The sequence below is a fragment of the Salinadaptatus halalkaliphilus genome (assembly GCF_006543045.1).
GTDB classification, from domain to species: Archaea; Halobacteriota; Halobacteria; order Halobacteriales; family Natrialbaceae; genus Salinadaptatus; species Salinadaptatus halalkaliphilus.
Map to the genome: position 1 here is coordinate 58,108 of NZ_RBZW01000011.1, position 19,528 is coordinate 77,635.

21 protein-coding genes and 1 tRNA gene are annotated in these 19,528 nt (G+C 62.1%); 13 read left to right on the forward strand and 9 right to left on the reverse strand.

Annotated features, from left to right (window positions below; genetic code table 11):
- Positions 1-176: 176 nt before the first annotated feature.
- From D8Y22_RS03065 to D8Y22_RS03075, 4 genes are all read right to left on the reverse strand, one after another.
- Complete coding sequence (locus D8Y22_RS03065) at positions 177-1,160, reverse strand: YeiH family protein (protein WP_141463248.1); 984 nt, start codon at positions 1,158-1,160, stop codon at positions 177-179.
- 3 nt (positions 1,161-1,163) lie between these two features.
- A complete protein-coding gene (locus D8Y22_RS22195; RefSeq protein WP_174811735.1) occupies positions 1,164-1,304 on the reverse strand; it encodes a hypothetical protein in 141 nt (46 codons plus the stop codon).
- A 175-nt stretch (positions 1,305-1,479) separates the two neighbouring features.
- A complete protein-coding gene (locus D8Y22_RS03070) occupies positions 1,480-3,165 on the reverse strand; it encodes an NADH-quinone oxidoreductase subunit D (protein WP_141463249.1) in 1,686 nt (561 codons plus the stop codon).
- Between the two features lie 262 nt (positions 3,166-3,427).
- Positions 3,428-4,159 carry a GNAT family N-acetyltransferase gene (locus D8Y22_RS03075; RefSeq protein ID WP_141463250.1) on the reverse strand — a complete coding sequence of 244 codons (732 nt, stop codon included), beginning with the start codon at positions 4,157-4,159 and terminating at the stop codon, positions 3,428-3,430.
- A gap of 358 nt (positions 4,160-4,517) precedes the next feature.
- Here D8Y22_RS03075 and D8Y22_RS03080 point away from each other — a divergent pair, with 358 nt between their 5' ends.
- From D8Y22_RS03080 to D8Y22_RS03115, 8 genes are all read left to right on the forward strand, one after another.
- A complete protein-coding gene (locus tag D8Y22_RS03080; protein WP_141463251.1) occupies positions 4,518-4,928 on the forward strand; it encodes a hypothetical protein in 411 nt (136 codons plus the stop codon).
- 513 nt (positions 4,929-5,441) lie between these two features.
- Entirely contained in the window at positions 5,442-5,765 is a 324-nt protein-coding gene (locus D8Y22_RS03085) for a DUF5785 family protein (RefSeq protein WP_141463252.1), read from the forward strand.
- A gap of 159 nt (positions 5,766-5,924) precedes the next feature.
- Entirely contained in the window at positions 5,925-6,686 is a 762-nt protein-coding gene (locus D8Y22_RS03090; protein ID WP_141463253.1) for a GTP cyclohydrolase III, read from the forward strand.
- 93 nt (positions 6,687-6,779) lie between these two features.
- On the forward strand, positions 6,780-7,388 hold the full coding sequence (locus tag D8Y22_RS03095; RefSeq protein WP_141463254.1) for a CBS domain-containing protein: 609 nt from the start codon (positions 6,780-6,782) through the stop codon (positions 7,386-7,388).
- A gap of 125 nt (positions 7,389-7,513) precedes the next feature.
- Entirely contained in the window at positions 7,514-8,728 is a 1,215-nt protein-coding gene (locus D8Y22_RS03100) for a phosphoglycerate kinase (protein ID WP_141463255.1), read from the forward strand.
- A complete protein-coding gene (locus tag D8Y22_RS03105; protein WP_141463256.1) occupies positions 8,706-9,212 on the forward strand; it encodes a GNAT family N-acetyltransferase in 507 nt (168 codons plus the stop codon). Before D8Y22_RS03100 ends, D8Y22_RS03105 begins: the two co-directional genes overlap by 23 nt.
- 12 nt (positions 9,213-9,224) lie before the next feature.
- Positions 9,225-9,298 (forward strand) — tRNA-Thr (locus D8Y22_RS03110).
- A 277-nt stretch (positions 9,299-9,575) separates the two neighbouring features.
- Positions 9,576-9,863: a HalOD1 output domain-containing protein gene (locus tag D8Y22_RS03115; protein ID WP_141463257.1), complete on the forward strand. Its 288-nt coding sequence runs from the start codon at positions 9,576-9,578 to the stop codon at positions 9,861-9,863.
- A gap of 110 nt (positions 9,864-9,973) precedes the next feature.
- Here D8Y22_RS03115 and D8Y22_RS03120 read toward each other — a convergent pair whose 3' ends face one another.
- Together D8Y22_RS03120 and D8Y22_RS03125 are read right to left on the reverse strand one after the other, a co-directional pair.
- On the reverse strand, positions 9,974-10,726 hold the full coding sequence (locus D8Y22_RS03120) for a ribonuclease H-like domain-containing protein (protein WP_141463258.1): 753 nt from the start codon (positions 10,724-10,726) through the stop codon (positions 9,974-9,976).
- 38 nt (positions 10,727-10,764) lie between these two features.
- On the reverse strand, positions 10,765-12,171 hold the full coding sequence (locus tag D8Y22_RS03125; protein ID WP_141463259.1) for a hypothetical protein: 1,407 nt from the start codon (positions 12,169-12,171) through the stop codon (positions 10,765-10,767).
- Positions 12,172-12,428: 257 nt separating this feature from the next.
- Here D8Y22_RS03125 and D8Y22_RS03130 point away from each other — a divergent pair, with 257 nt between their 5' ends.
- Positions 12,429-14,219, forward strand: coding sequence for a hypothetical protein (locus tag D8Y22_RS03130; RefSeq protein ID WP_141463260.1), 1,791 nt, complete (start codon positions 12,429-12,431; stop codon positions 14,217-14,219).
- A 74-nt stretch (positions 14,220-14,293) separates the two neighbouring features.
- Here the strand turns inward: D8Y22_RS03130 and D8Y22_RS03135 are convergent, their stop codons facing one another.
- On the reverse strand, positions 14,294-15,277 hold the full coding sequence (locus tag D8Y22_RS03135; RefSeq protein WP_141463261.1) for a transcription initiation factor IIB: 984 nt from the start codon (positions 15,275-15,277) through the stop codon (positions 14,294-14,296).
- Between the two features lie 220 nt (positions 15,278-15,497).
- Between D8Y22_RS03135 and D8Y22_RS03140 the strand changes: the two genes are divergently transcribed.
- The 3 genes from D8Y22_RS03140 to D8Y22_RS03150 all read left to right on the forward strand — a co-directional run bounded on the left by D8Y22_RS03140 (position 15,498) and on the right by D8Y22_RS03150 (position 17,264).
- Positions 15,498-16,040, forward strand: a complete 543-nt coding sequence (locus tag D8Y22_RS03140) for a DUF84 family protein (protein ID WP_141463262.1) — start codon at positions 15,498-15,500, stop codon at positions 16,038-16,040.
- Positions 16,041-16,269: 229 nt separating this feature from the next.
- Positions 16,270-16,491 carry a DUF7123 family protein gene (locus D8Y22_RS03145; RefSeq protein WP_141463342.1) on the forward strand — a complete coding sequence of 74 codons (222 nt, stop codon included), beginning with the start codon at positions 16,270-16,272 and terminating at the stop codon, positions 16,489-16,491.
- A 119-nt stretch (positions 16,492-16,610) separates the two neighbouring features.
- Positions 16,611-17,264, forward strand: coding sequence for an HAD family hydrolase (locus D8Y22_RS03150; RefSeq protein ID WP_141463263.1), 654 nt, complete (start codon positions 16,611-16,613; stop codon positions 17,262-17,264).
- A gap of 73 nt (positions 17,265-17,337) precedes the next feature.
- On the opposite strand, the gene D8Y22_RS03155 is transcribed toward D8Y22_RS03150, so the two are convergent.
- The gene (locus D8Y22_RS03155) at positions 17,338-17,973 is read right to left on the reverse strand and encodes a winged helix-turn-helix transcriptional regulator (RefSeq protein ID WP_141463264.1); all 636 of its coding nucleotides are present in this window, start codon (positions 17,971-17,973) and stop codon (positions 17,338-17,340) included.
- Between the two features lie 251 nt (positions 17,974-18,224).
- Entirely contained in the window at positions 18,225-18,494 is a 270-nt protein-coding gene (locus D8Y22_RS03160) for a DUF7553 family protein (RefSeq protein ID WP_141463265.1), read from the reverse strand.
- Between the two features lie 243 nt (positions 18,495-18,737).
- Here D8Y22_RS03160 and D8Y22_RS03165 point away from each other — a divergent pair, with 243 nt between their 5' ends.
- A complete protein-coding gene (locus tag D8Y22_RS03165; RefSeq protein ID WP_174811736.1) occupies positions 18,738-19,502 on the forward strand; it encodes a DUF4397 domain-containing protein in 765 nt (254 codons plus the stop codon).
- The last annotated feature ends 26 nt before the right edge of the window (positions 19,503-19,528 follow it).

Sequence of the window (19,528 nt, forward strand, 5' to 3'; positions counted from 1 at the left end):
GCTCTATCGATACGTTCTCGAGTCGGCCAACCGATGTCGAAGCGCTCGTCACGGTTGTCGAGCCGTCTGTGGCCGGCAAACCCGCCGTTTGGCCGATGAACAGTCGCGTCAACCCCGTACCAGCAATTGTTGCGCCTACCTGCGTTGTACATATCAGTCTCGAGAACGACGGCCGATCAGAAGAGTGCTGTGAGCACAGCAAGCGACAGTATGCTCGCCAACAGCAACGACAGCAAGACGACGACAGCGGGTGTGATGCCGGTGTTCCGTAATTCCGCTAGCTTGATCTCGGTTCCGAGCCCGACGAATGCCAGCACGAACAGCCAGTTGTAGGCGTTCTCGATACCAGCCTGCTGGGCCGGGGAGAGCACGCCGAGACTACCGATCCCAACGAGCACGAGAAAACCGAGGATAAATTTGGGAAACTCGTCCCACAGCGTTCGAACCGACAGTCGACCACCAGTGGCGCCGCGAGCGTAATAACTCGCGTAGACGAGCACGACGACGCCGATCAGCGCATTTCGCGCGAGTTTCGTCATCGTCGCCCACTGGCCGGCGCCCTCCGAGTGAGCGAATCCGACCGCGACGACCGGCCCCGTCGAGAACATGCTCACGCCGGCCCAGACACCGAAGACCAGCGCCGAGAGGTCGAGCACGTCACCGACGATCGGATAGACGACGATCGTTATCGCATCGAACAGGAGCACCGTCGCCGCCGCGTACGCGATGTGGTCTTCCCGTGCGCGGATCGCCCCGGCGACCGCAACGACCGCCGAGACGCCACAGATGCCGGCTCCAGCCGCCAACAACGAACCGAGTCTCTCGCCCAGATCGAAGACCGTACGCGAGAGCAACTCGACGACCAGGATGGTCGCGCCGGCGACCGCGACGACGACTACCAGCACAAGTCCCCCGACCTCGAGTATCGTCTCGAGGGTCAACGACGCGCCCATGAGGACGATGCCGGCGCCGAGCCAGAGCTTGTGGGTTGCGATACCGGGCTCGAGTCGGTCGGGGACGCCGAGCCCGTTGGTCAGTACGAACCCGAGTGCGATGGCGACGAGCAGGTGGTTCAATCCGACACCGACCGCCGTCGCTCGTGCGAGAACGGCGCCAAGACAGAGAACGACGAGCCCTGGCAACAGCCGCGTGAGGCCCATTCGTCACCAGGGAATCCGTATTTCGAAGGCGACGATCAGCGCGACGATCACTGCCCCGACCACGACACTTTGCCAGTCGCGTTCGAGTGCGTGCCACTGGGCCAACACGGCTCCGACACGAGTGTGCCATCGATCGATCGGCATGTGTCCTGACTCGGGAACGGCGTTCCTAATGCCTGTCGATCCCGTCGCCGATAGCGGAATATATTACTTCTATCTGCGACGGAAAAGCCGTGATGAAGACATATATTGCCGGGTATATCGATTGGTGAGTGCCCACGCGTGGCTCGAGATCGAGTGGGAAGCCACCCGGCGACCGCTAGCGATCGACGCTCCCGAGAACGATGTCGAGACTCCCAAGCGAGGCGATCAGGTCGGGAACGTATTCGTCTTCGGCCATCTCGGGTAACGCCGCAAGGTTGTGGAAACACGGGCTGCGTATCTTGAACCGGGCGGGCGAGTTCGAGCCGTCAGAGCGGACGTAGATCCCTAACTCGCCTTTCGCCGACTCGACCGCGCGGTAGGTCTCGACGTCTGCGTCGGGTTTGAGCGTTCGGGGCACGTTGCTCTGGACGGTTCGTTCGTCTTCGGGCCACTCCTCGAGCAGGTCGAGACACTGCTGGACGATCTTGGCAGACTCCTCGACCTCTTGCATTCGGACGAGGACGCGCGCGTGATTGTCGCAGGTATCCTCAGTGACGACATCCCACTCGAGTTCCTCGTAGTAGCCGTAGGGGTCGTCACGCCGGAGATCGTAGTCGACACCCGAGCCGCGTGCGACCGGCCCGGTACAGCCGTAGGATTTGGCGACCTCGGGCTCGAGAACGCCGGTATCGACTGTTCGCAGGCGGAAAATCTCGTTGGTGACGACGAGGTCGTGGTACTCGTCGAGTTTTGCGGGGAGCTCGTCGAGGAAGTCCCGGCACTGTTCGATGAACGCCTCGCGGGGTTCGGGCAGATCCCAGCAGACGCCACCCAGCCGGAAGTAGTAGAACATCATCCGCTGGCCGGTCAGTTCCTCGAGAATGTCCTGGACGACCTCGCGGTCGCGGAACGTGTACTGGAAGATCGCCGTGAACTCGCCGTAGACATCGAGTGCGAACGTCCCGAGCGCGAGAAAGTGGCCGAGCATGCGTCCGAGTTCGGTCACCATCGTTCGCAGCACCTGGGCGTACTCGGGGACTTCGAGGCCGGCGATATCCTCGATCGCGCGGGCGACGGCCCACTCGTTGGGCAGGTTCGCCGTGTAATCCCATCGGTTCGAGTAGGGAATGATCTGGTGGCGATACGTGCCGTTCTGGCACATCTGCTCCTCACACCGGTGGAGATAGCCGACGTCGGGTTCGACGTCGACGACCGTTTCGCCGTCCAGTATCGCCTTCAGGTGGAGTACGCCGTGGGTCGCCGGGTGGTGGGGACCGATGTTGAGTAACATCGTGTCCGATTCCGGATCGTGTTGATCCTCCTGGAGCGGGTTCGCGTGTTCGGCGTACCGGACAACCTGTGGTTTCGTCTGGTCGTACTCGAGGGAAAGCGGATGTCCCTGCCAGGACTCGGGTAGCAGAATCCGGCGCAGGTCGGGATGGTCGTCGTACTCGATACCGACGAGGTCGAAGGCCTCTCGTTCGTGCCAGTCGGCGGTTCGAAACACCGGTTCGGCGCTCTGGCAAACCGGTTCGTCCCGCGGCATCTGGACGACGAGCGAGACTTCGTGGGTTCGACGGTCGTACTTCGTCAGGTGGAGGATCGACTCGTACCGATCGTCGTACTCCTGGGACGTGAGACACGAGAGATGGTCGAACCCCGCCTCCGCACGGAGCAGTTCGAGCACTGCTTGGACATCGTCGGGACGGATGACGAACGCCGGCGCGTTCTCGTGGTCGTCTCTACGGAGCGTATACTCGTCGAGTAACTCTGCGAGTGTGCCCTCGTCGACGCCGTCATCCCGCCGATGGTCGTACTCGGGGTCGATGCTCGGTCGCGTTCGTTGGGGTGTTTCGCTCATAGATTCTGATGGACGGGTCGCCAGTGGTTACGGCGGCGATATATGCTAATACACCACACAGGCGTTCGAGGAAGCTACAGCCGTGACGAAAATGAGGATTTTCCCGGCCAACGGTGAGACTCTCGAGGAACGGAACGAATCGAGGCGACGACCGCATCGAACACACGACAAAATACGACTGATACGGATTACTGTCCCGATGTCCCGGCCCAGCCGCCGCCCGGGTCGCGGCTGGGCCGGAACTGACGGACAGGAAACCGTATCACAGATCGACGGCCATCATCACTTCGTCGACGTAGTGGCCGTTTAGCTTGTAGTGATCCTCGCGAATCGCTTCGGTCGCCCAGTCGTGTTCCTCGAGGAAGGCGATCGCTTCCTCGTTGGTCGAGGGAACGCTCTGGTAAACCCGCTCGTAGCCGTTGACACCGGCCCACTCGAGGCCGCGAGCGAGCAGGTGCGAACCGATGCCGTGTCCGCGATACTCCTCGAGGACGCCGACGGTCAGTTCGGCGGTGTGGCTCAGTTTCTCGAGTTCGGGCGCGTAGAGATGGACCCAGCCGACCACCTCGTCCTCGACGGTCGCGACGAAGAACATCCGCGACTCGAGTTCGTTGTGCCGAAGAAGAGTGTCCTGGTGGTCGATCTCGTCGGCGACGCTCTCGGCTTCGATGTAGGTCTTTTCGCTTGCGACCTGGCGGATCGCGCCGACGATGCCCGTAAGGTCTTCCTGTCTGGCTGGCCGGATGTGAAACTCGAGGGATTCGGAGACGTACTCCTCTTCGGCGCCGGCGTCGATCGTTACTCGCAGCGTCCCCTCGCGCTCCTCGAGCTGACCGTCCCGTTTCAGAATCGCGACGTGATGTCTGAACCCGCTCGGATTGATTCCCAGGTGGTCTTGGGCGTCGTCCGGCTCGACCGCGCCGTGGCGCTCGACGTACTCGTAGATCGCCTGCCGATCCTCGTGACCGAACTCGAGCGTATCGGTGGACTCCATGGGACGACATACCATCCCACACTACTTAAGCGTTCGCTGAGATGTATGCTCGTCGCCACCGGCGGTCTCGAACAGCGCGACTCACCGACTGTCGACGCCGGCGACGGCCGTTCGCATCGGTTCACAGTCCGCTCGCCTTTGTTCGGCAGTCTGACCGACCCCTCTTCATAGCACGATACGTGAATCCGGCACGTCTCCCGTATCGGTCCGCTCGAGTCGGATGCGTTCGCAGAGATCGGCCGCGGACTGATACGGTTTACTGTAAGTCATTTCCGGCGCAACCGCGACCCGGACGGCGGTTGCGCCGGTAAATCGTTACAGCAATCCGTATGACCGACTGCGAAACGCCGAATCGGGTATGATCGGGATGGACGTGGTGGTTGCTGGTTGCGGGCTCGTGCTGGCCGTCGCGGTGGGATTGGTGGCACACGAGTGGTCACACGCCGTCGTACTTCGACTCGCCGGGATCGAGTATACGATCTCGTTCGCACCAGGACACGCCGGTGGGGTCGGCGGACTGCTCGCGAGCTATCCGTGGGCCGTCGTTCGACCGTATCCGACCGGCGAAGAGTCGCCGTGGGTGTTACGTGTGGGGGCGCTTGCACCCTTCGTTCTCGCGGTGCCGGTCTGGTGGGGGATCGGCGTCGGCGTCGTCACGACGGACGCCCCGCTGACGATGGCGATTGCGATAGGGTGGCTGGCCTGTTCGATTCCGAGTCCACAGGACTTTTCGGTCGCCTTCTATGCAGATCGACAGCTCACAGAATAGACAAGCGGATCGAGGCCATAGCAGGCCTCGAGAGCGGTCGGACAATGGCGGAGCGGTCACACAGCCACGAGTAACCGCAGACGCCTGTTGAGCACGAGTGATCCACCGGCACTCTTCGTAATTGTTCCAGCGTCGATACGTCGTCGAGTCGGTGTCACGACGACAGTTGATAGTCGGTACGTTCAATAATAAAAGTAACTGTGTCCGCAAATAGATCTATATTGACCATATACGGCTACATTTGGTCACCAATATGCGTTGATAATGCATTATAATTAAATCCATAAACGCCTGCCAGTCAATTTCGTGACAGTCGTCAGTTTGAGGGTGCTACTGATACGGATTGCTGTAACGATTTACCGGCGAAACCGCAGACGGGTCGCGGTTTCGGCGGTAACGACTTACAGTAAACCGTATGAGAGAGCAGTGGCGGACCGGTCGAACCAGCGACTGCGTAGCCGCCGTCGGGAGCGGAGAGTAACCCTTTTGCGGGACCCCCACACACGTCAGGGTATGAGCGACTGGCCACACGATCCCGACGGGGAGGAAGGCAGTGAAGGGATGCGTAAGTACGATATGCGGATCATCGCCGACAAAGTCGACGAGGAGGAGGACTTTCCGATGGATGTCGACGAGTTCGTTGGTGAACACGGCGACGACCCAATTCGGGTCAACCACCAGAAAGTCGTTGCCATGAGCGACATCTTTGAGTACGTCGACTCCGAGGAGTTCGAGACGATTCTGGACATGCACAAGGCCGTCGGCGCCGCGATGCGAGCGGGCGAGTTCTGGGACTACCACCCCAAAGGCGCAAACCCGGAAAAGAAACACGCCTGAGCTCGACTCTGTCGTTTCCCACTGTTTTTGCTGTGTGCGGATGAACAGCTAGCGGCAATACGAGGGTCCGACCGAGTCGCCAGCGTCCCGACGTGGACGGCCATCACGAATCTGGATTACGTATCACTTATACGACGGCGTTCGAAAGAGGCGGCTACCGTGACTACTACGCAGGTAACGCTCGTGCAGATCGACAACTACGGGCCATGGACGGTGACACCCGAACCGCGACGGGAAGCCGATCTCCAGACGATGCAATCTCGACTCTTCGCCGACATCTCTCAGTTCGTCGGCAATCACGGCGGCTACACCTTCTTTACACGGTTCGACAACATGATCGCCGTGACGAACGGTCTCACGCTCGAGGATCACGAACTCTTACAGGAGTCGGTTGGGAATCGCTATCCCGTCACGCTCAGTCTCGGCGTCGCAACCGACGCCAGTCCCGTACAGGCACTCGCCGACGCGACGACAGGAGTCCAGAACGCCGGAAGCGCCCAGGACGAGAACCGACGTGAGTGTCTCACGGGCGTGACAGTCGACGACGCCGACCGAACCGCCGAAGACGTCCAGATCGCACACTTCGACGTCATCAACGCGACGGGAACCTACACCGACGAACTCAACGCCTTCGATACGTTCATCGAGATCGAACAGGGGTACGCCGAACTGATGCGTCACATGCGGTATGCCCACGACAGCCTCTCGTTTTTCGTCGGCGGCGACAACGTCATCGTCGTCTGTCCGGACCTCGAAGCGGGCGACTACGAGGAAGCGATCTACCACGTCGAAGAGACCGTCGATGTCGAGCTACAGGTCGGCGTCGGTCGCGGGAAGACGGCTCACGACGCCGGCTACGACGCGAAACACGCGCTCGAGACCTGTCGCGCCGACGGCACGAGAGTCGAACTCGAGTGGTAACGGCTCCGAAAACTCGAAGTGGAAACATTCGCTACGGACTCGCTTAAGCATGGTGGGAGTAGTTTTTAGCCCGTCCGTGGGTATTGTTCACATATGGAATCAGAACTGTCGGTCAGGGACGTCCTGACGACCGAATACGTCGGTGTCAGTGAGTCAGACACCGTCCTCGACACCGTAGAGTTGATGCGCGAGGAACGGGCGAGTTGCGTCCTCGTCGTTCGAGGGTCGTCCCCCGTCGGAATCATGACCGAGTGGGATGTCCTCGGTGTCGTCGCCGAGGAAGCGGATCCGGCCGAAACGACCGTCGAATCGGTGATGACGACCCCAGTGATCACGGTCGAACCGAGTCGCTCGCTGACCGATGTCGCAACGACGATGTCTCGAGAGGCGATCCGCAACGTCGTCGTCGAGATCGACGACGAACTGGTTGGGGTGGTCACCCAGCGAGACATCATCGCTGCGGCCGGCTCGTTCCAGGCTGCGGTGAACCCCAATCGCGCGGATGAGCAACCGAGGAATCCGGAGCCGGCCGCCGGTGATGCCCTCTCGATGTCGACCGAACCTGTCGGGGATGCACGGTTGGTCACAAACGGGGGCGACGAGTACACCGCACAAGGTGTCTGTGAAACCTGTGGGTCACTCGCAGAGGAACTCCGGGACGCAAACGGTCAGCTGGTCTGTTCGGATTGTCGAACCGTCTAACCTCGAGTCCTGGGAGACCGTACTTTGCAGTCGGTCATCTCGTGTACCTGTGGCGTGCCAACAGCCAGCAGCCAGTATTCGTCCGATAGAAAGACCTTTCGGGTGTCGCGGTGGACTGACCGACAATGATCGAGACCCTCGACGATCTCGACGTCGACGGAGCGACCGTCGGTGTCCGCGTCGACGTCAACAGTCCGATCGCCGACGACGGGTCACTCGCCGACGACGCTCGATTGCGCGCTCACGTCGACACCCTCTCCGAACTCTGTGAACGTGGTGCTCGAGTCGCCGTCCTCGCCCATCAGGGCCGCCCCGGTGGCGACGAATTCGTCTCTCTCGAGTCTCACGCAGCCCGGCTCGCCGAGCTACTCGATCGGCCAGTCGACCACGTCGACGCAACGTTCAGCGACGCCGCTCGAGACGCCGTCCGGTCGCTCGAAGACGGCGACTGTGTCGTCCTCGAGAACACCCGCTTCTACAGCGAGGAGTACATGGAGTTCGACCCCGACCGGGCCGCACGAACCCACCTCGTCACCGGGCTCGCGCCGGTACTGGACGCCTACGTCAACGATGCCTTCGCCGCGGCACATCGGTCGCAGCCGTCTCTCGTGGGCTTTCCACGCGTCGTGCCGGGCTATGCAGGCCGTGTCATGGAGGCCGAACTCGACGTCCTCGGGTCGATCGAGGAGACCCCCGAACCGCGGATCTACGCCCTCGGCGGTGCGAAAGTATCGGACTCGATCGACGTCGCCTGGTCCGTCCTCGAGAAAGGGTTGGCCGATCAGATCCTCACGACTGGCGTCGTCGGCAACGTCTTTCTCATCGCCGACGGCGTCGATCTCGGCGACGACAGCTCCGACTTCATCTACGACCAGGGCTACTGGGACGAGATCGACCGCGCCGCCGACTTGCTCGACGCCTACGGCGAACAGATCGCACTCCCCCGTGATGTCGCCGTCTCACGTGACGGTGATCGCCACGAGATCGGTATCAACACCTTGCCGCCACAGGACGGCGAGGCTGCCATGGATATCGGAACCTCGACGCTCGAGTACTACCGGCGACTCCTCGAGGACGCTGGGACGGTTATTCTCAACGGCCCGGCTGGCGTCTTCGAGGACGACACGTTCGCACACGGGACGCGGGAGTTGTACGAAGCAGCTACCGCGGTTCCGACGAGCATCGTCGGTGGCGGAGACACCGCCTCGGCGCTTCGCCACCTCGGCGTCGATGGATTCACACACATCTCCACGGGCGGCGGCGCAGCGTTGCGAATGCTAACCGCCGAACCGCTGCCAGCGGTCACCGTACTCGACGATGAGTCCGACACTAACGGTTGAACACGCCACGAGCGAGGACATCCCCACGATAACCGATCTCTGGGTCGACCTCGCTCGGGGCCAGCGAGCCCACGGATCGGTCGTCAAGCCCGAGTACAATCGGGAGACGATGAGCGAGACGCTTGGGGCCTATCAGGTTGCCGACGGACTCCTTGTCGCACGACTCGACGACACCATCGTCGGCTTTGCGTCCGTCTCGATCGAACGCGGCTCGCTGGAACTCGAGACGACGCGTGGGACACTCACCAATTTGTACGTCGTGCCGGACGCACGAAACGCTGGTGTCGGATCCGCCCTCCTCGAGACAGCCGAACGAACGCTGGCACGGAAGGGTGCCGAGACGATGGTGCTCGAGGTGATGGCAGCCAACGAGGCTGCCAGGCGGTTTTATCGCCGCCACGGGTACGAGACCCACCGGGTGACGATGGACCGCTCGCTCGCGGATCGATCGGAAAACGACACACACTCAAAGGAGGACCGGTAACGGTCTACACGCGCCAGGGGAGCATGGGTGGTTCATGCACTCGACTTGTAATCGGGATTTCGTGGGTTCAAATCCCACCCCTGGCTCTGCTGTTTTGAGGACGTGGATCGGAGACGGTGCGCTCCCCCACCCACTACCGGATTTTGTTGCCGTAATCTATCGTTCGACTACGTACAACAATACCTTTCGCCGAGAACGTCCTGCTTGAATTGATAAATTCCCGTTTTACTACTATAATACTACCATATATTTGCGACAACATAGCCACTAGTGGACGATAGTGGTCATTGTAGTACACAAACAATCTACAAGCACGGGTTGGGGCCAGAGGATTTATATCTGGCCGAAGAAACGGTCCGGCCAATGCTACTCTCAGCCGATCAGTCGGATGCAAATTCACTGGACTCACTCAGTTTCGAAGTAATTGCGGCCATCGCGGAAAAAGAAGGTGTGGACCCAACCGATATCGAACCGCCAAACTACGAAGCGCTGTACGACGTTATCAATCCCGAAGCACTCGATACACTCTTTGCGCCCCGAGAAGACGGCTCACCGCGAGCAACTGGCGAAGTCGAATTCGTCTACTGTGGCTATCAGGTCCTCGTCTCGAGCGAGGGCGATGTCGACGTAACAGAGAACGTCGACGCGTGATATCGGCTCCGGCGCAGCCGGGGAAAACAGTGCCACAACAGTTTCGCGTAGCCCGACGGCGCCGGAACGTGCGACGGCAGTTTGACGAAGCAGGTTCGACAGGATAACGGTCACGCGTCCGGACACGCCGCTTCGAAGACCTGTTCGTGGAGGCGATCCGTCACAATGTCCAGCAGCGGCTCCATGTTTCGCGTATCGGCCCGGTTGTACTCGACGAGCGTCTCGAGCGAGCCTTCGTCGCCGCGTTCGTACTCGTGCCAGAGTCGCACGGCGTCGCGGCCGCTGATGTCGGGCATATCGCGGTCGATGCCGAGCTCGCGCTCGATCGCTTTCAACCCGCCGGATAGCCCCAGTTTCTTGCAGGGATACATGAGATCGAGGTGTGGCGTCGAAACCTCGAGGTCGAAACACGTCTCGAGAAACGGCACGTCGAACCGCTGGCCGTTGAACGTCACGAGCAACGACGCCGCCTCGAGTTCGGACTCGAGACGCCCCGCGGTGAGGTCACGGCCGGCGACGAACGTCGTCGTGTCGCCATTGCGGTGGAGGCTCACGGTCGTGACGTCGTTGTGCGTCGCGTCGAGGCCGGTCGTCTCGATGTCCAGAAAGCAGGTTGACTTGCGGACGTTCTCGTAGAGGCGCCAGCGACTCGAGGCCGGTAGTGCCTCGGCGAAGACGGTAACGTCGCCGCGCTCTAAGTGAGTCCAGCCGTCGTCGATGAACGTCTCGATGCGCTGGCCGACGGTGTCGCCGACGACGCTGCCGTCGAACTCCTCCCAGTGGGTGATCCCGTGCTCCCAGAGGCGGCGCTCGGTCGTTTCGCCGACCCCCCGGACGGGAATGAAGCTATTCTCGATTCGCATACGACCAGTAGCTGTCGCCGCCGGACAAAAACGCTTGGTTACTGACCCGGACGGATCCGCCTCAGCCGCGATTGGACGCCTTGCATCATTGGATACGCGAGGTTGTAGACGCTCGTCGGTGTGTTCCGGGCACCCGCACGGAGCACCCGGTGTGAAAGCGGCGGATCGGCGTCGGCGACGAGTCCCTCGAGGTCGGCGGCGAGCAACCACTCGAAGAAGGCTCGTTCCCGCGGCGAATCGGGCTCGGTCTCGCGAACGCGATTGCGGATATCCGCCCACATGTAGCGTTCGTCCTCGCCGAGGTCCCAGGCGCCGGCCTCGAGCGACCGTCGAATACGATCGTAGTCCGCGTCGGCGAACGGGTAGCCGTGTGCGGTCGGATTCAGTCCGGCGAGTCGAAGGCCGACGGCGGTCCGATAGCACTTCTCGCACTCGCCGCAGTTGCCGTCCATGCGAACGTTACAGGTCTGGAGCTCGAGGGTCGGTGCCTCGCTGTCGACGTAGTCGGCGATGGCGTCGATCCGTTCCTGTCTGGTCCGGTCGTAGCCGTCGTGGTGACACTGCGTCCCGCTCCAGCGGACGTGATCGTCGATGTCCGGTCGCGACCCCCACTCGAGGTCGATTCCCTCCCAGTGGGTCGCTGCGACGTAGAGATCCTCGATCCCTCGTGTGTAGGCCATCGGTGCGCACAACCCGAGCAAGCCAAGCCCGTGACCGACGGAGCTGTACCAGGCGCCGTCGACGTAGCGTTTGTAGTGGGCCAGCAACATCGCGTGATCGAGCGCCGACAGCGCGTTCGTCTCGATGAAGGCCGTCTCGAGGTCGTGATCGGCGGCGAACGACGAGACGCGCTCACAAAGGTGGGCCCATTTCTCGTCGTCGGCGTGGTCGGGCGTGATCGTCCAGCCGCGAATGCTCACGAGCGTCGGATTCTCCGTACGATGGCTCACGTAGGCGTACGTCGAATCGACGCCGCCGGTAAACAGAAGCGCACTATCGGACCCACCGTCCGCAGTCGCGCCAGGCCCGGCGGGTGTCGTCGTGGTGCTTCCGTCGGTTGCACCAGTACTGTCACCGGCTCCGTCGGCCACCGGGGCTGAAGGCGCGTTCTCAAGCGGATCGATCGTTCGCCGGGCGTACAGCGTTCCACCCTCGAGAAAGTCGTGTAGCTCGAGTAACGACGCTTTGACGTCCTCGAGGGCGTGGGCGAACGTCCGGTCGACTTCGTCGACGTAGACATCGGCACCGTTGGCCCAGGCGACCGGACAGACGTTCGCGAGGACGGGAATCGCGAGGATACCGTCGGGAACGGCCTCGATCGAACGGTCGTACTCGACCCGAAACGGGGTGTTGGTCACGAAACGTCGAAGCTCGCGAGAGGGGCGCAGGTCACACTCGAGTGTCGATCCGTCGGCGGTGAGTCGGTCGATGGCGATCCAGGACATGAGAGACAACGGCGACGCCGTCGTGTGAGCGACCACGAACGACGATAAAAACGGGGCGAATCGTTGAACGGTCAACAACGGCGAAATCAGAGCATACAGGCGCGGTATGTCGGAAATAGACGATAGGAAATAGCGTCGCGAACACGGTCTCGTGACGGTACCGAACTAGGCTCTCTATAACAAACCCGACCATCGACGACGAATCGCCAAGAGATGCGTATCGACTCGCAATCGAACGGATTCGCGGCCACGACACCATGAAACGGGCGACACTGGAAGTAACGGCCGCTGTCGGGTATCTCGCCGTTGCGTTCGGACTCGCCATCGCGCGTGCGACCCCCGCGACCACCTACGAAGCGTCCGTCTATACCGGGACGCCGGCGGTCGTGTGGCTCGCGTTCGCCCTCGCGTTAGCGATCGCCGTCGGCACGACGCTCGCTGCGAGTGGCCGCCAACAGGGGTTCGCTATCGCGCTCGGCGCGATGGTCGTCACCTCGATCGTCAGTCTCCCCGTGGTCAGGAACTATCGGTTTTCGGGGATGGGCGACGCCTTGACCCACCTGGGCTGGACACAAGACCTGGTCTACGGTGAGTTACTGCCCCACGAGTTGTTCTATCCGGCCGTCCACTCGTTCGGCGCCGTCTTTCACTATCTCGGTGGTATCCCGATCGAACGCGCGCTGCTGGTGACGCTTCTCGCGTTGTTCGTCCCGTTTTTGGTGTTCGTGCCGCTGATCGTTCGGGACATGACCGGCAGTGCAACGGCAGTTGGGCTCGCGGCGATCGTCTCCTGGATGGTGTTGCCGGTCAACAACATCGCGACGCATATGGGTGTCCACACGAATTCGAACGCCCTGTTCGTCGTCCCGGCCGTGATCTTCGCCGTGGTCGCGTATCTCAGGCGACGACCGACGGGTGATCGACTCCCCCTCGGTCTCTCGCCCTTTAGCATACTCATTTATCTCACCAGCATACTCCTGTTGCTGATCCATCCTCAACAGATGATCAACGTCGTCGTCCTCGTCGGCGTCCTCGCCGGCGTGCAGTTGCTCGCTCGATTTCGATTCGACGACCATCCGATCGTCGACCATCCAACGACGTACACCCACGCCGTCGTCCTCGGTGCGCTGTTTACGCTCTGGGCAGCGAGTAACGCCCGATTTAGAGACGCCGTTTCCGGACTCGTCTACGGGTTGCTCACCGAAGATATCGGTGCCTCCGCCGAGGTCGACCAGCGCGGGGCGTCGCTCGCCGAAATTGGGGGCAGCCTCGGCGAACTGTTCGTCACGATGTTCCTCGAGGCGGCGATCATCGGGCTGATCGTCGGCCTGTTCGTGCTCGTAACGTGGCTCGGCTGGAGCAGCGTAACTCCGGAGACGAGTGCGTTCGTGACGTACTTCGGACTCGCGTTGGTGCCACTCGGTGGGATATTCCTCGTCTACTTCGTCGGGACACCGACGATGGCGTTTCGCCAGGTCGGGTTCATCTACGTCATCCTGACGATTCTCGCAGGCGTTGCGCTCGCACAACTGCTTGGCGGACTCTCGAGGGCTATTACCGTCCCCGGAGCGACTGCGGTACTGTCGTTGCTACTCGGCGTGTTGCTCGTTCTCGGGTTGGTCACGGTCTATGCGTCGCCGGTGATCTACAATCCGAGCCAGCACGTAACCGACCAACAACTGAGCGGCTACGAATCCAGCTTCGAGTACGAGAGCGGCGACCATCCCCACGTCGGCCTCGGGTACGACCCCTTCCGGTTCGATCACGGCCTCTACGGTCTCGAGGGCGAAGAGACGCTGAGCGGTGCCAGTGCCGCAAGCGGTGAAGTCGACCACGAAGCGTTCGAGGCGGGCAACTACAGCGGCGCGTACAACGATGTCGACCACTACCTCATCGTCACCGCCTTCGACGTCACCAGGGAGGTCGACGTCTACCAGGAACTGTACTACAGCCAAGCGGGCCTCGAGGGGCTCGAGTACGACCCTGCAGTGAACAAAGTTATCTCGAACGACGAGTTCCGGTTGTATGCTATCGATAGCGACAGGTGACGGGCAACCGTCGCTATCGCTACGGTGGGCTGTAGGTCCGTACGAAACGGCGGAAATTCGCGTTCGAGCGACCGTCAGGCCAGTCCGAGCGTCTCCTCGGCTTCCAGCAGTTCGTGATAGCGGTTCCGAATGGTGACTTCGGAGATGTCGGCGACGTCGGAGACGGCGGCCTGCGTGGTTTTTTCGTTGGTCAGCAGTGCAGCGGCGTAGACGGCCGCGGCGGCGAGGCCGACCGGCGACTTGCCGCTGTGAACGCCCTTTTCCTTGGCGTTTTGCAGCAGGCTCCGGGCGCGGTGTTCAGCTTCGTCGGAGAGTTCGAGGCCCGACGCGAAGCGTGGCACGTAGCTCTCGGGGTCGGCGGGCTGGACCTCGAGTCCCAGTTCCCGGACGACGTAGCGGTATGTGCGGGCGATCTCGTTTTTCTCGACGCGGGAGACGTCGGCGATCTCGTCGAGGCTGCGCGGGACGCCAGCCTGACGGGCGGCGGCGTAGACACAGGACGTCGAGACGCCTTCGATCGAGCGGCCGGGCAGGAGGTCTTCCTCGAGTGCACGGCGGTAGATGACGGAGGCGGTCTCGCGGACGTTGGTCGGGAGGCCGAGTGCGGAGGCCATCCGGTCGATCTCGCCGAGTGCCTGTTTCAGGTTGCGTTCCTTGGAGTCACGGGTGCGAAAGCGCTCGTTCCACTTGCGCAGGCGCTGCATCTTCTCGCGCTGTCGGGAGCCAAGCGAGTTGCCGTAGGCGTCTTTGTTGCGCCAGTCGATGTTCGTCGACAGCCCCTTGTCGTGCATCGTGTTCGTCGTCGGGGCACCGACGCGGGACTTCTCGTTTTTCTCGGCGGCGTCGAAGGCGCGCCACTCGGGGCCGCGGTCGACGGAGTCTTCCTCGACGACCAGTCCGCAGTCCTCACAGACCGTCTCGCCGTGTTCGTCGTCGACGACCAGATTCCCCGTACATTCGGGACAGGCCAGATCGTCGTGTTCGCGCTCGCTCGTTTCCTCGTCGGTCGTTTCGTGTTCGCTACGCCGTACTCTCGTGTTCGATGTTGCGTTGGTCATACGATGGCGAGTACTGCCCGGACAGGGTGGGTGAAAAGCCCGGACGGAGTCGTTACCTACTCCGTTCTGAGACACGAGGTTTAAAAGTTTCGGAATCCACATCACTCACCGTTCGAAAGCCGATAATTCGTCGGATCTGGTATGAAAAATCGGAACATTAAAGGATAGAATTCGGGCCCGAAACCGGGATATCCAAATAGAAACCAACTCAACGGCGGCTATGCACGTTGCAGTCGGGAGTACGAACCCGGTCAAACGCGAGGCCGTCGAACGAACGCTCGCGCAGTTTGAGCCCACGGTCACGGTCGTCGATGTCGATTCCGGCGTCCCCGAACAGCCCTGGTCCGTCGACGAAACCGTCGAGGGTGCGCGAAATCGAGCCCGTCGAGCCCTCGAGGAGACCGAAGCGGCCTACGGCGTCGGTCTCGAGGGTGGCGTCGCTGACTTCGACGGCGTCCCGGGACTGTCGTTGATCATGTGGGCTGCTGTGACCGACGGGACCCGAACGGAGTGTGGGGGCGGTCCGGCGATTCGACTCCCCGACCACGTCGCCGGTCGGCTCGAGGACGGTGGGGAGCTCGGGCCGATACTGGACGACCTGCTCGATACCGACGGGATCGCAGAAGACGATGGGGCGGCAGGGGTTTTCTCGGCTGGGTTGACGGACCGAACGCGAGCACTCGGCGAGGCACTCGCGTGTGCGTTCGGTCCGTTTCGGGTCCCTCACTACGAATCCGAGGGTGAGACCGAATCAGTAAACTGACCGAGACAGTCAGTCAACTGTGCGTGTAGCGCGCCCTTACCGACGACAATAGTCACGCTCGAGTGAGCGTCACCGACCCTGATGAATTAACCGGCCGTACCAACGATCCCTTTCCGACCGGGTATTGGTCTCTTACCAAGCGGAAAAACCGCAAGCAGGAGGCGGGTTAACTCGACGTACCAAACCCCCTAAGAGTATCCCTGGTGTCGTGTTCAGTATGAGCACTGCAATGGCCCCCGACCTCACGAGCAAACAACAGCAGATCCTCCAGTATCTTCGGTCCAACGCCGCGACGAAGACCTACTTCAAGTCGCGACTCATCGGCCAGGAGCTAGGGATGACGGCCAAAGAGGTTGGCTCGAACATCACCGCCCTGCAGGAGGGCGACTACGACATCGAGATCGAGAAGTGGGGCTACTCCTCGAGTACGACCTGGAAAGTCGACATATAGTGCCTTCCCAAGCGTCGGCACTCGAGCGGGAGCGACGCTCCTGTCGCCAGTACGGCCACCGACAAACGAGATTTCCGAGACGGTAGTTCTCTTGTGCGGGCAGGTGTAACACAGCGTCGATGAAGCCAGTGGTATTCGACATGGACGGCATCGTCCTCGAGGGGCCCGGAACCGACCCGCAGGTGTACGCCGACGCGGCCGACGCCGTGCTCGCAGAATTCGATGCCGACCCGACGCCGACACAGCGACGCGAGTTACGGCGACACGGCCTCGAGGGTGTCGTCGGTCGCTGTACCGAACTCGGTATCGATCCCGAGGAATTCTGGAAGCGCAAGGAACGCCACGCTTCAGCGGGCACCCACAAGCGCATCCGGGACGGCGAGCGAGGACGCTACGCCGACGCCGACGCCATCGCGACCCTCTCGGCACGGACGACGACGGCGCTCGTGAGCAACAACCGTCACGAAACCGCGACGTTCGTCGCCGACTACTACGATCTCGGATTCGAGTACGCCCGCGGTCGCGACCCGACGCTCGAGGGCTATCGTCGGCGAAAACCGGATCCGTACTACCTCGAGGATGCTCTCGAGGCGCTCGATATCGACGACGGCTACTACGTCGGTGACTCGCCGAAAGACATCGTCGCCGCCCGCGAGGCCGGTCTCGAGCCCGTCTTCGTTCGGCGGTCGCACAATCGGGACCTCGCGCGGCCGGACGGCGTCAGTGCCGAGGTCGACTCTCTCAGCGCGCTGGAGGCGATCCTCGAGGGCTAGCTAATCGTTTTGGTGCCGGACGAGCAGCGGTAATGCCGGTCTACACGGCGAAAATGGGTGCCTGCCAGCGAGGCTAGCGCTCCTCGGAGGACGAGCCGCTGTACTCGAGCAACTGATCCGCGTTACGAGCCAGCGCCGTCGCGCGCTCGCCGAACGAATCGGCGTGGCGCGCGACCAACAAGAGGACGGTTTCGGGGCGCTCGACCGTGTAGCCGTCCTCTCGGGAGAGCAGACCGGCGTCCTCGAGTTCGCCGGCGTACTTGCTCACCGTCGGTGCCGAGACCCCGAGTACGTCCGCGAGGTCGCCGCCGCTCGCGTCGGGGGTACGAAGGAGTTCGATCAACATCCCGCGTGGCGTCTCGCGTCGGAGATAGCCAAGCGCCTGTTTTTCGAACTCGTCGAAGCGATCGGCGGGAACGAACCGTTTGTAGTCGCCGTCGCGATAGCGTTCGATCCCCTCGAGCTCCTCGAGACGCCGCAGGTGGTGCTGAGTCTCGCCGGTACCGAGTTGGAGATCGTCTCGGATCTTCGAGAAGTGCGCGCCCGGCGTCGTCGAGAGGTAGCCCGCGATCGCGTCGCGAGCGTCGCTGTCGCCCGTTTCGGCCGCTGCCGATCCCGCGAACCCGGCGAGTGGAGACGCGGTCCCGAGGGCGGCAAAGCGACGCAGGGTCGATCGTTTGTCGTCGTCGACCCCGTCGGCCCCTGTCATGACTGTCTACAACCCGAAAGGAGACGGATGGTAAAACAGGTTTCGCTCCGATTCGAGTGTCGAATACCCCGACAGTTCGGGGCCAGTACTGTCGTCGTCTCGAGAACGGTATCCCGACGGGTTCATACGGATTGCTGTCCGTCGTCCCCGGAGACCGCAGGATCACCCCCGCTCACTCCATTGACATCCTCCTCCGCGTTCACGCGGAGGAATCCCGAGCGGACGGAAATAAATCGGTACAGTAACCCGTATCAGGCCTGCTCGAGGTCCTCGCGATAGTTTTCGGTCGCCTCGAGCGCCCGTTCGACGCGCTCTTTGGTGTCGCCCTCGATATCCTCGCGAACCTGTCGAAGCGTGTTCAGGTGTTCGTCGAGGATCGCGTGGTCGGGGTTGTGGTCGCCAACGACGTAGTCCCGGAACGCATCGCCCGTCTCGCGTATTTCCTCGCGGATATCGTCGTCGTCGGCTGTCTTCTCCGCCTGTGCGAGATCGTCGTGAGCCTGTTTGAGCGGGTCGGTCATAGAGAGGGTAACGACGACCGATCGGATAAGGATTGACCGGACATTGTCCACCTCGTGGCGTCCGGCGCGTTCGTCGCCCGTACGGGATCGATGGGTCCCGCTGTCGAGGGCCGGTTCGCGTGTAGTCCGTTCGTTCGTTCGGTATGGATCCTGTACGCAGTATCGACAGACAGAAATCCCAACAAAACCATCGCTACTGACTATCCAGTTTAAGTGGAACTACTCCTGGCTCACAGTCGCACTATGCCACTCTCACGACGCACGGCGATGAAGGCGATCGGTGCAGCGGGTGGGCTCACCGCGGCCAGCGGGACCGTCCTTGCAGTGGGTGACCACGAGGACGACGACCGAACGAAACCGGCGGACGACGCACACGATGACACCGCGCCGGATGGACCGACCGTCCCGGACGCTGCGATTCGCGTCGCTCACTTCGCGCCGGACGCGCCGGCCGTCGACGTCTTCGTCGACGGCGATCGAGTCCTGTCGGAATTTGCTTACGCCGACATCTCGCCGTACCTCGAGATCGCACCCGGCACGTACAGAATCACGATTACCGCCGCCGGAGACCCGCAGACCGTCGCGTTCGACGGAGACATCTCCGTTGGCAGCGGATTTTACACCGTCGCTGCTATCGGCGAACTCGGCGCGGATACCTTCCGACCGACGGTCCTCGTCGACGCCGGCTCCGCGTTGGTTCGTGTCGCTCACTTCGCGCCGGACGCGCCGGCCGTCGACGTGCTCGCCGACGGCGAGCCCCTGTTCGAAAACGTCGCGTTCGAGGAGTCGACGGACTACGTCGCAGTGCCCGCCGGGAGCTACGAACTGTCGATCACACCCGCCGGTGATCCCGAAACCGTCGTCGAATCCACGACGCTCGAGCTCGAGCTCGGGACGGCCTACACGGCGACTGCGATCGGCTACCTCGAGCCACCCCAGGGACTGGAGACTCGTCCCTTCGGCATCTTCCCGACGGTCGACGGCGAATTCGAGGCAGACGGCGACTGATACCGACTGCTGTCCGTCAGTGCCGG

Bases quoted from the DNA above. Each gene is read 5' to 3' on its own strand.
- D8Y22_RS03065 (WP_141463248.1), bottom strand. From the start codon at position 1,160: ATGGGCCTCACGCGGCTGTTGCCAGGGCTCGTCGTTCTCTGTCTTGGC.
- D8Y22_RS22195 (WP_174811735.1), bottom strand. From the start codon at position 1,304: ATGCCGATCGATCGATGGCACACTCGTGTCGGAGCCGTGTTGGCCCAG.
- D8Y22_RS03070 (WP_141463249.1), bottom strand. From the start codon at position 3,165: ATGAGCGAAACACCCCAACGAACGCGACCGAGCATCGACCCCGAGTAC.
- D8Y22_RS03075 (WP_141463250.1), bottom strand. From the start codon at position 4,159: ATGGAGTCCACCGATACGCTCGAGTTCGGTCACGAGGATCGGCAGGCG.
- D8Y22_RS03080 (WP_141463251.1), top strand. From the start codon at position 4,518: ATGATCGGGATGGACGTGGTGGTTGCTGGTTGCGGGCTCGTGCTGGCC.
- D8Y22_RS03085 (WP_141463252.1), top strand. From the start codon at position 5,442: ATGAGCGACTGGCCACACGATCCCGACGGGGAGGAAGGCAGTGAAGGG.
- D8Y22_RS03095 (WP_141463254.1), top strand. From the start codon at position 6,780: ATGGAATCAGAACTGTCGGTCAGGGACGTCCTGACGACCGAATACGTC.
- D8Y22_RS03100 (WP_141463255.1), top strand. From the start codon at position 7,514: ATGATCGAGACCCTCGACGATCTCGACGTCGACGGAGCGACCGTCGGT.
- D8Y22_RS03105 (WP_141463256.1), top strand. From the start codon at position 8,706: ATGAGTCCGACACTAACGGTTGAACACGCCACGAGCGAGGACATCCCC.
- D8Y22_RS03115 (WP_141463257.1), top strand. From the start codon at position 9,576: ATGCTACTCTCAGCCGATCAGTCGGATGCAAATTCACTGGACTCACTC.
- D8Y22_RS03120 (WP_141463258.1), bottom strand. From the start codon at position 10,726: ATGCGAATCGAGAATAGCTTCATTCCCGTCCGGGGGGTCGGCGAAACG.
- D8Y22_RS03125 (WP_141463259.1), bottom strand. From the start codon at position 12,171: ATGTCCTGGATCGCCATCGACCGACTCACCGCCGACGGATCGACACTC.
- D8Y22_RS03130 (WP_141463260.1), top strand. From the start codon at position 12,429: ATGAAACGGGCGACACTGGAAGTAACGGCCGCTGTCGGGTATCTCGCC.
- D8Y22_RS03135 (WP_141463261.1), bottom strand. From the start codon at position 15,277: ATGACCAACGCAACATCGAACACGAGAGTACGGCGTAGCGAACACGAA.
- D8Y22_RS03140 (WP_141463262.1), top strand. From the start codon at position 15,498: ATGCACGTTGCAGTCGGGAGTACGAACCCGGTCAAACGCGAGGCCGTC.
- D8Y22_RS03145 (WP_141463342.1), top strand. From the start codon at position 16,270: ATGGCCCCCGACCTCACGAGCAAACAACAGCAGATCCTCCAGTATCTT.
- D8Y22_RS03150 (WP_141463263.1), top strand. From the start codon at position 16,611: ATGAAGCCAGTGGTATTCGACATGGACGGCATCGTCCTCGAGGGGCCC.
- D8Y22_RS03155 (WP_141463264.1), bottom strand. From the start codon at position 17,973: ATGACAGGGGCCGACGGGGTCGACGACGACAAACGATCGACCCTGCGT.
- D8Y22_RS03160 (WP_141463265.1), bottom strand. From the start codon at position 18,494: ATGACCGACCCGCTCAAACAGGCTCACGACGATCTCGCACAGGCGGAG.
- D8Y22_RS03165 (WP_174811736.1), top strand. From the start codon at position 18,738: ATGCCACTCTCACGACGCACGGCGATGAAGGCGATCGGTGCAGCGGGT.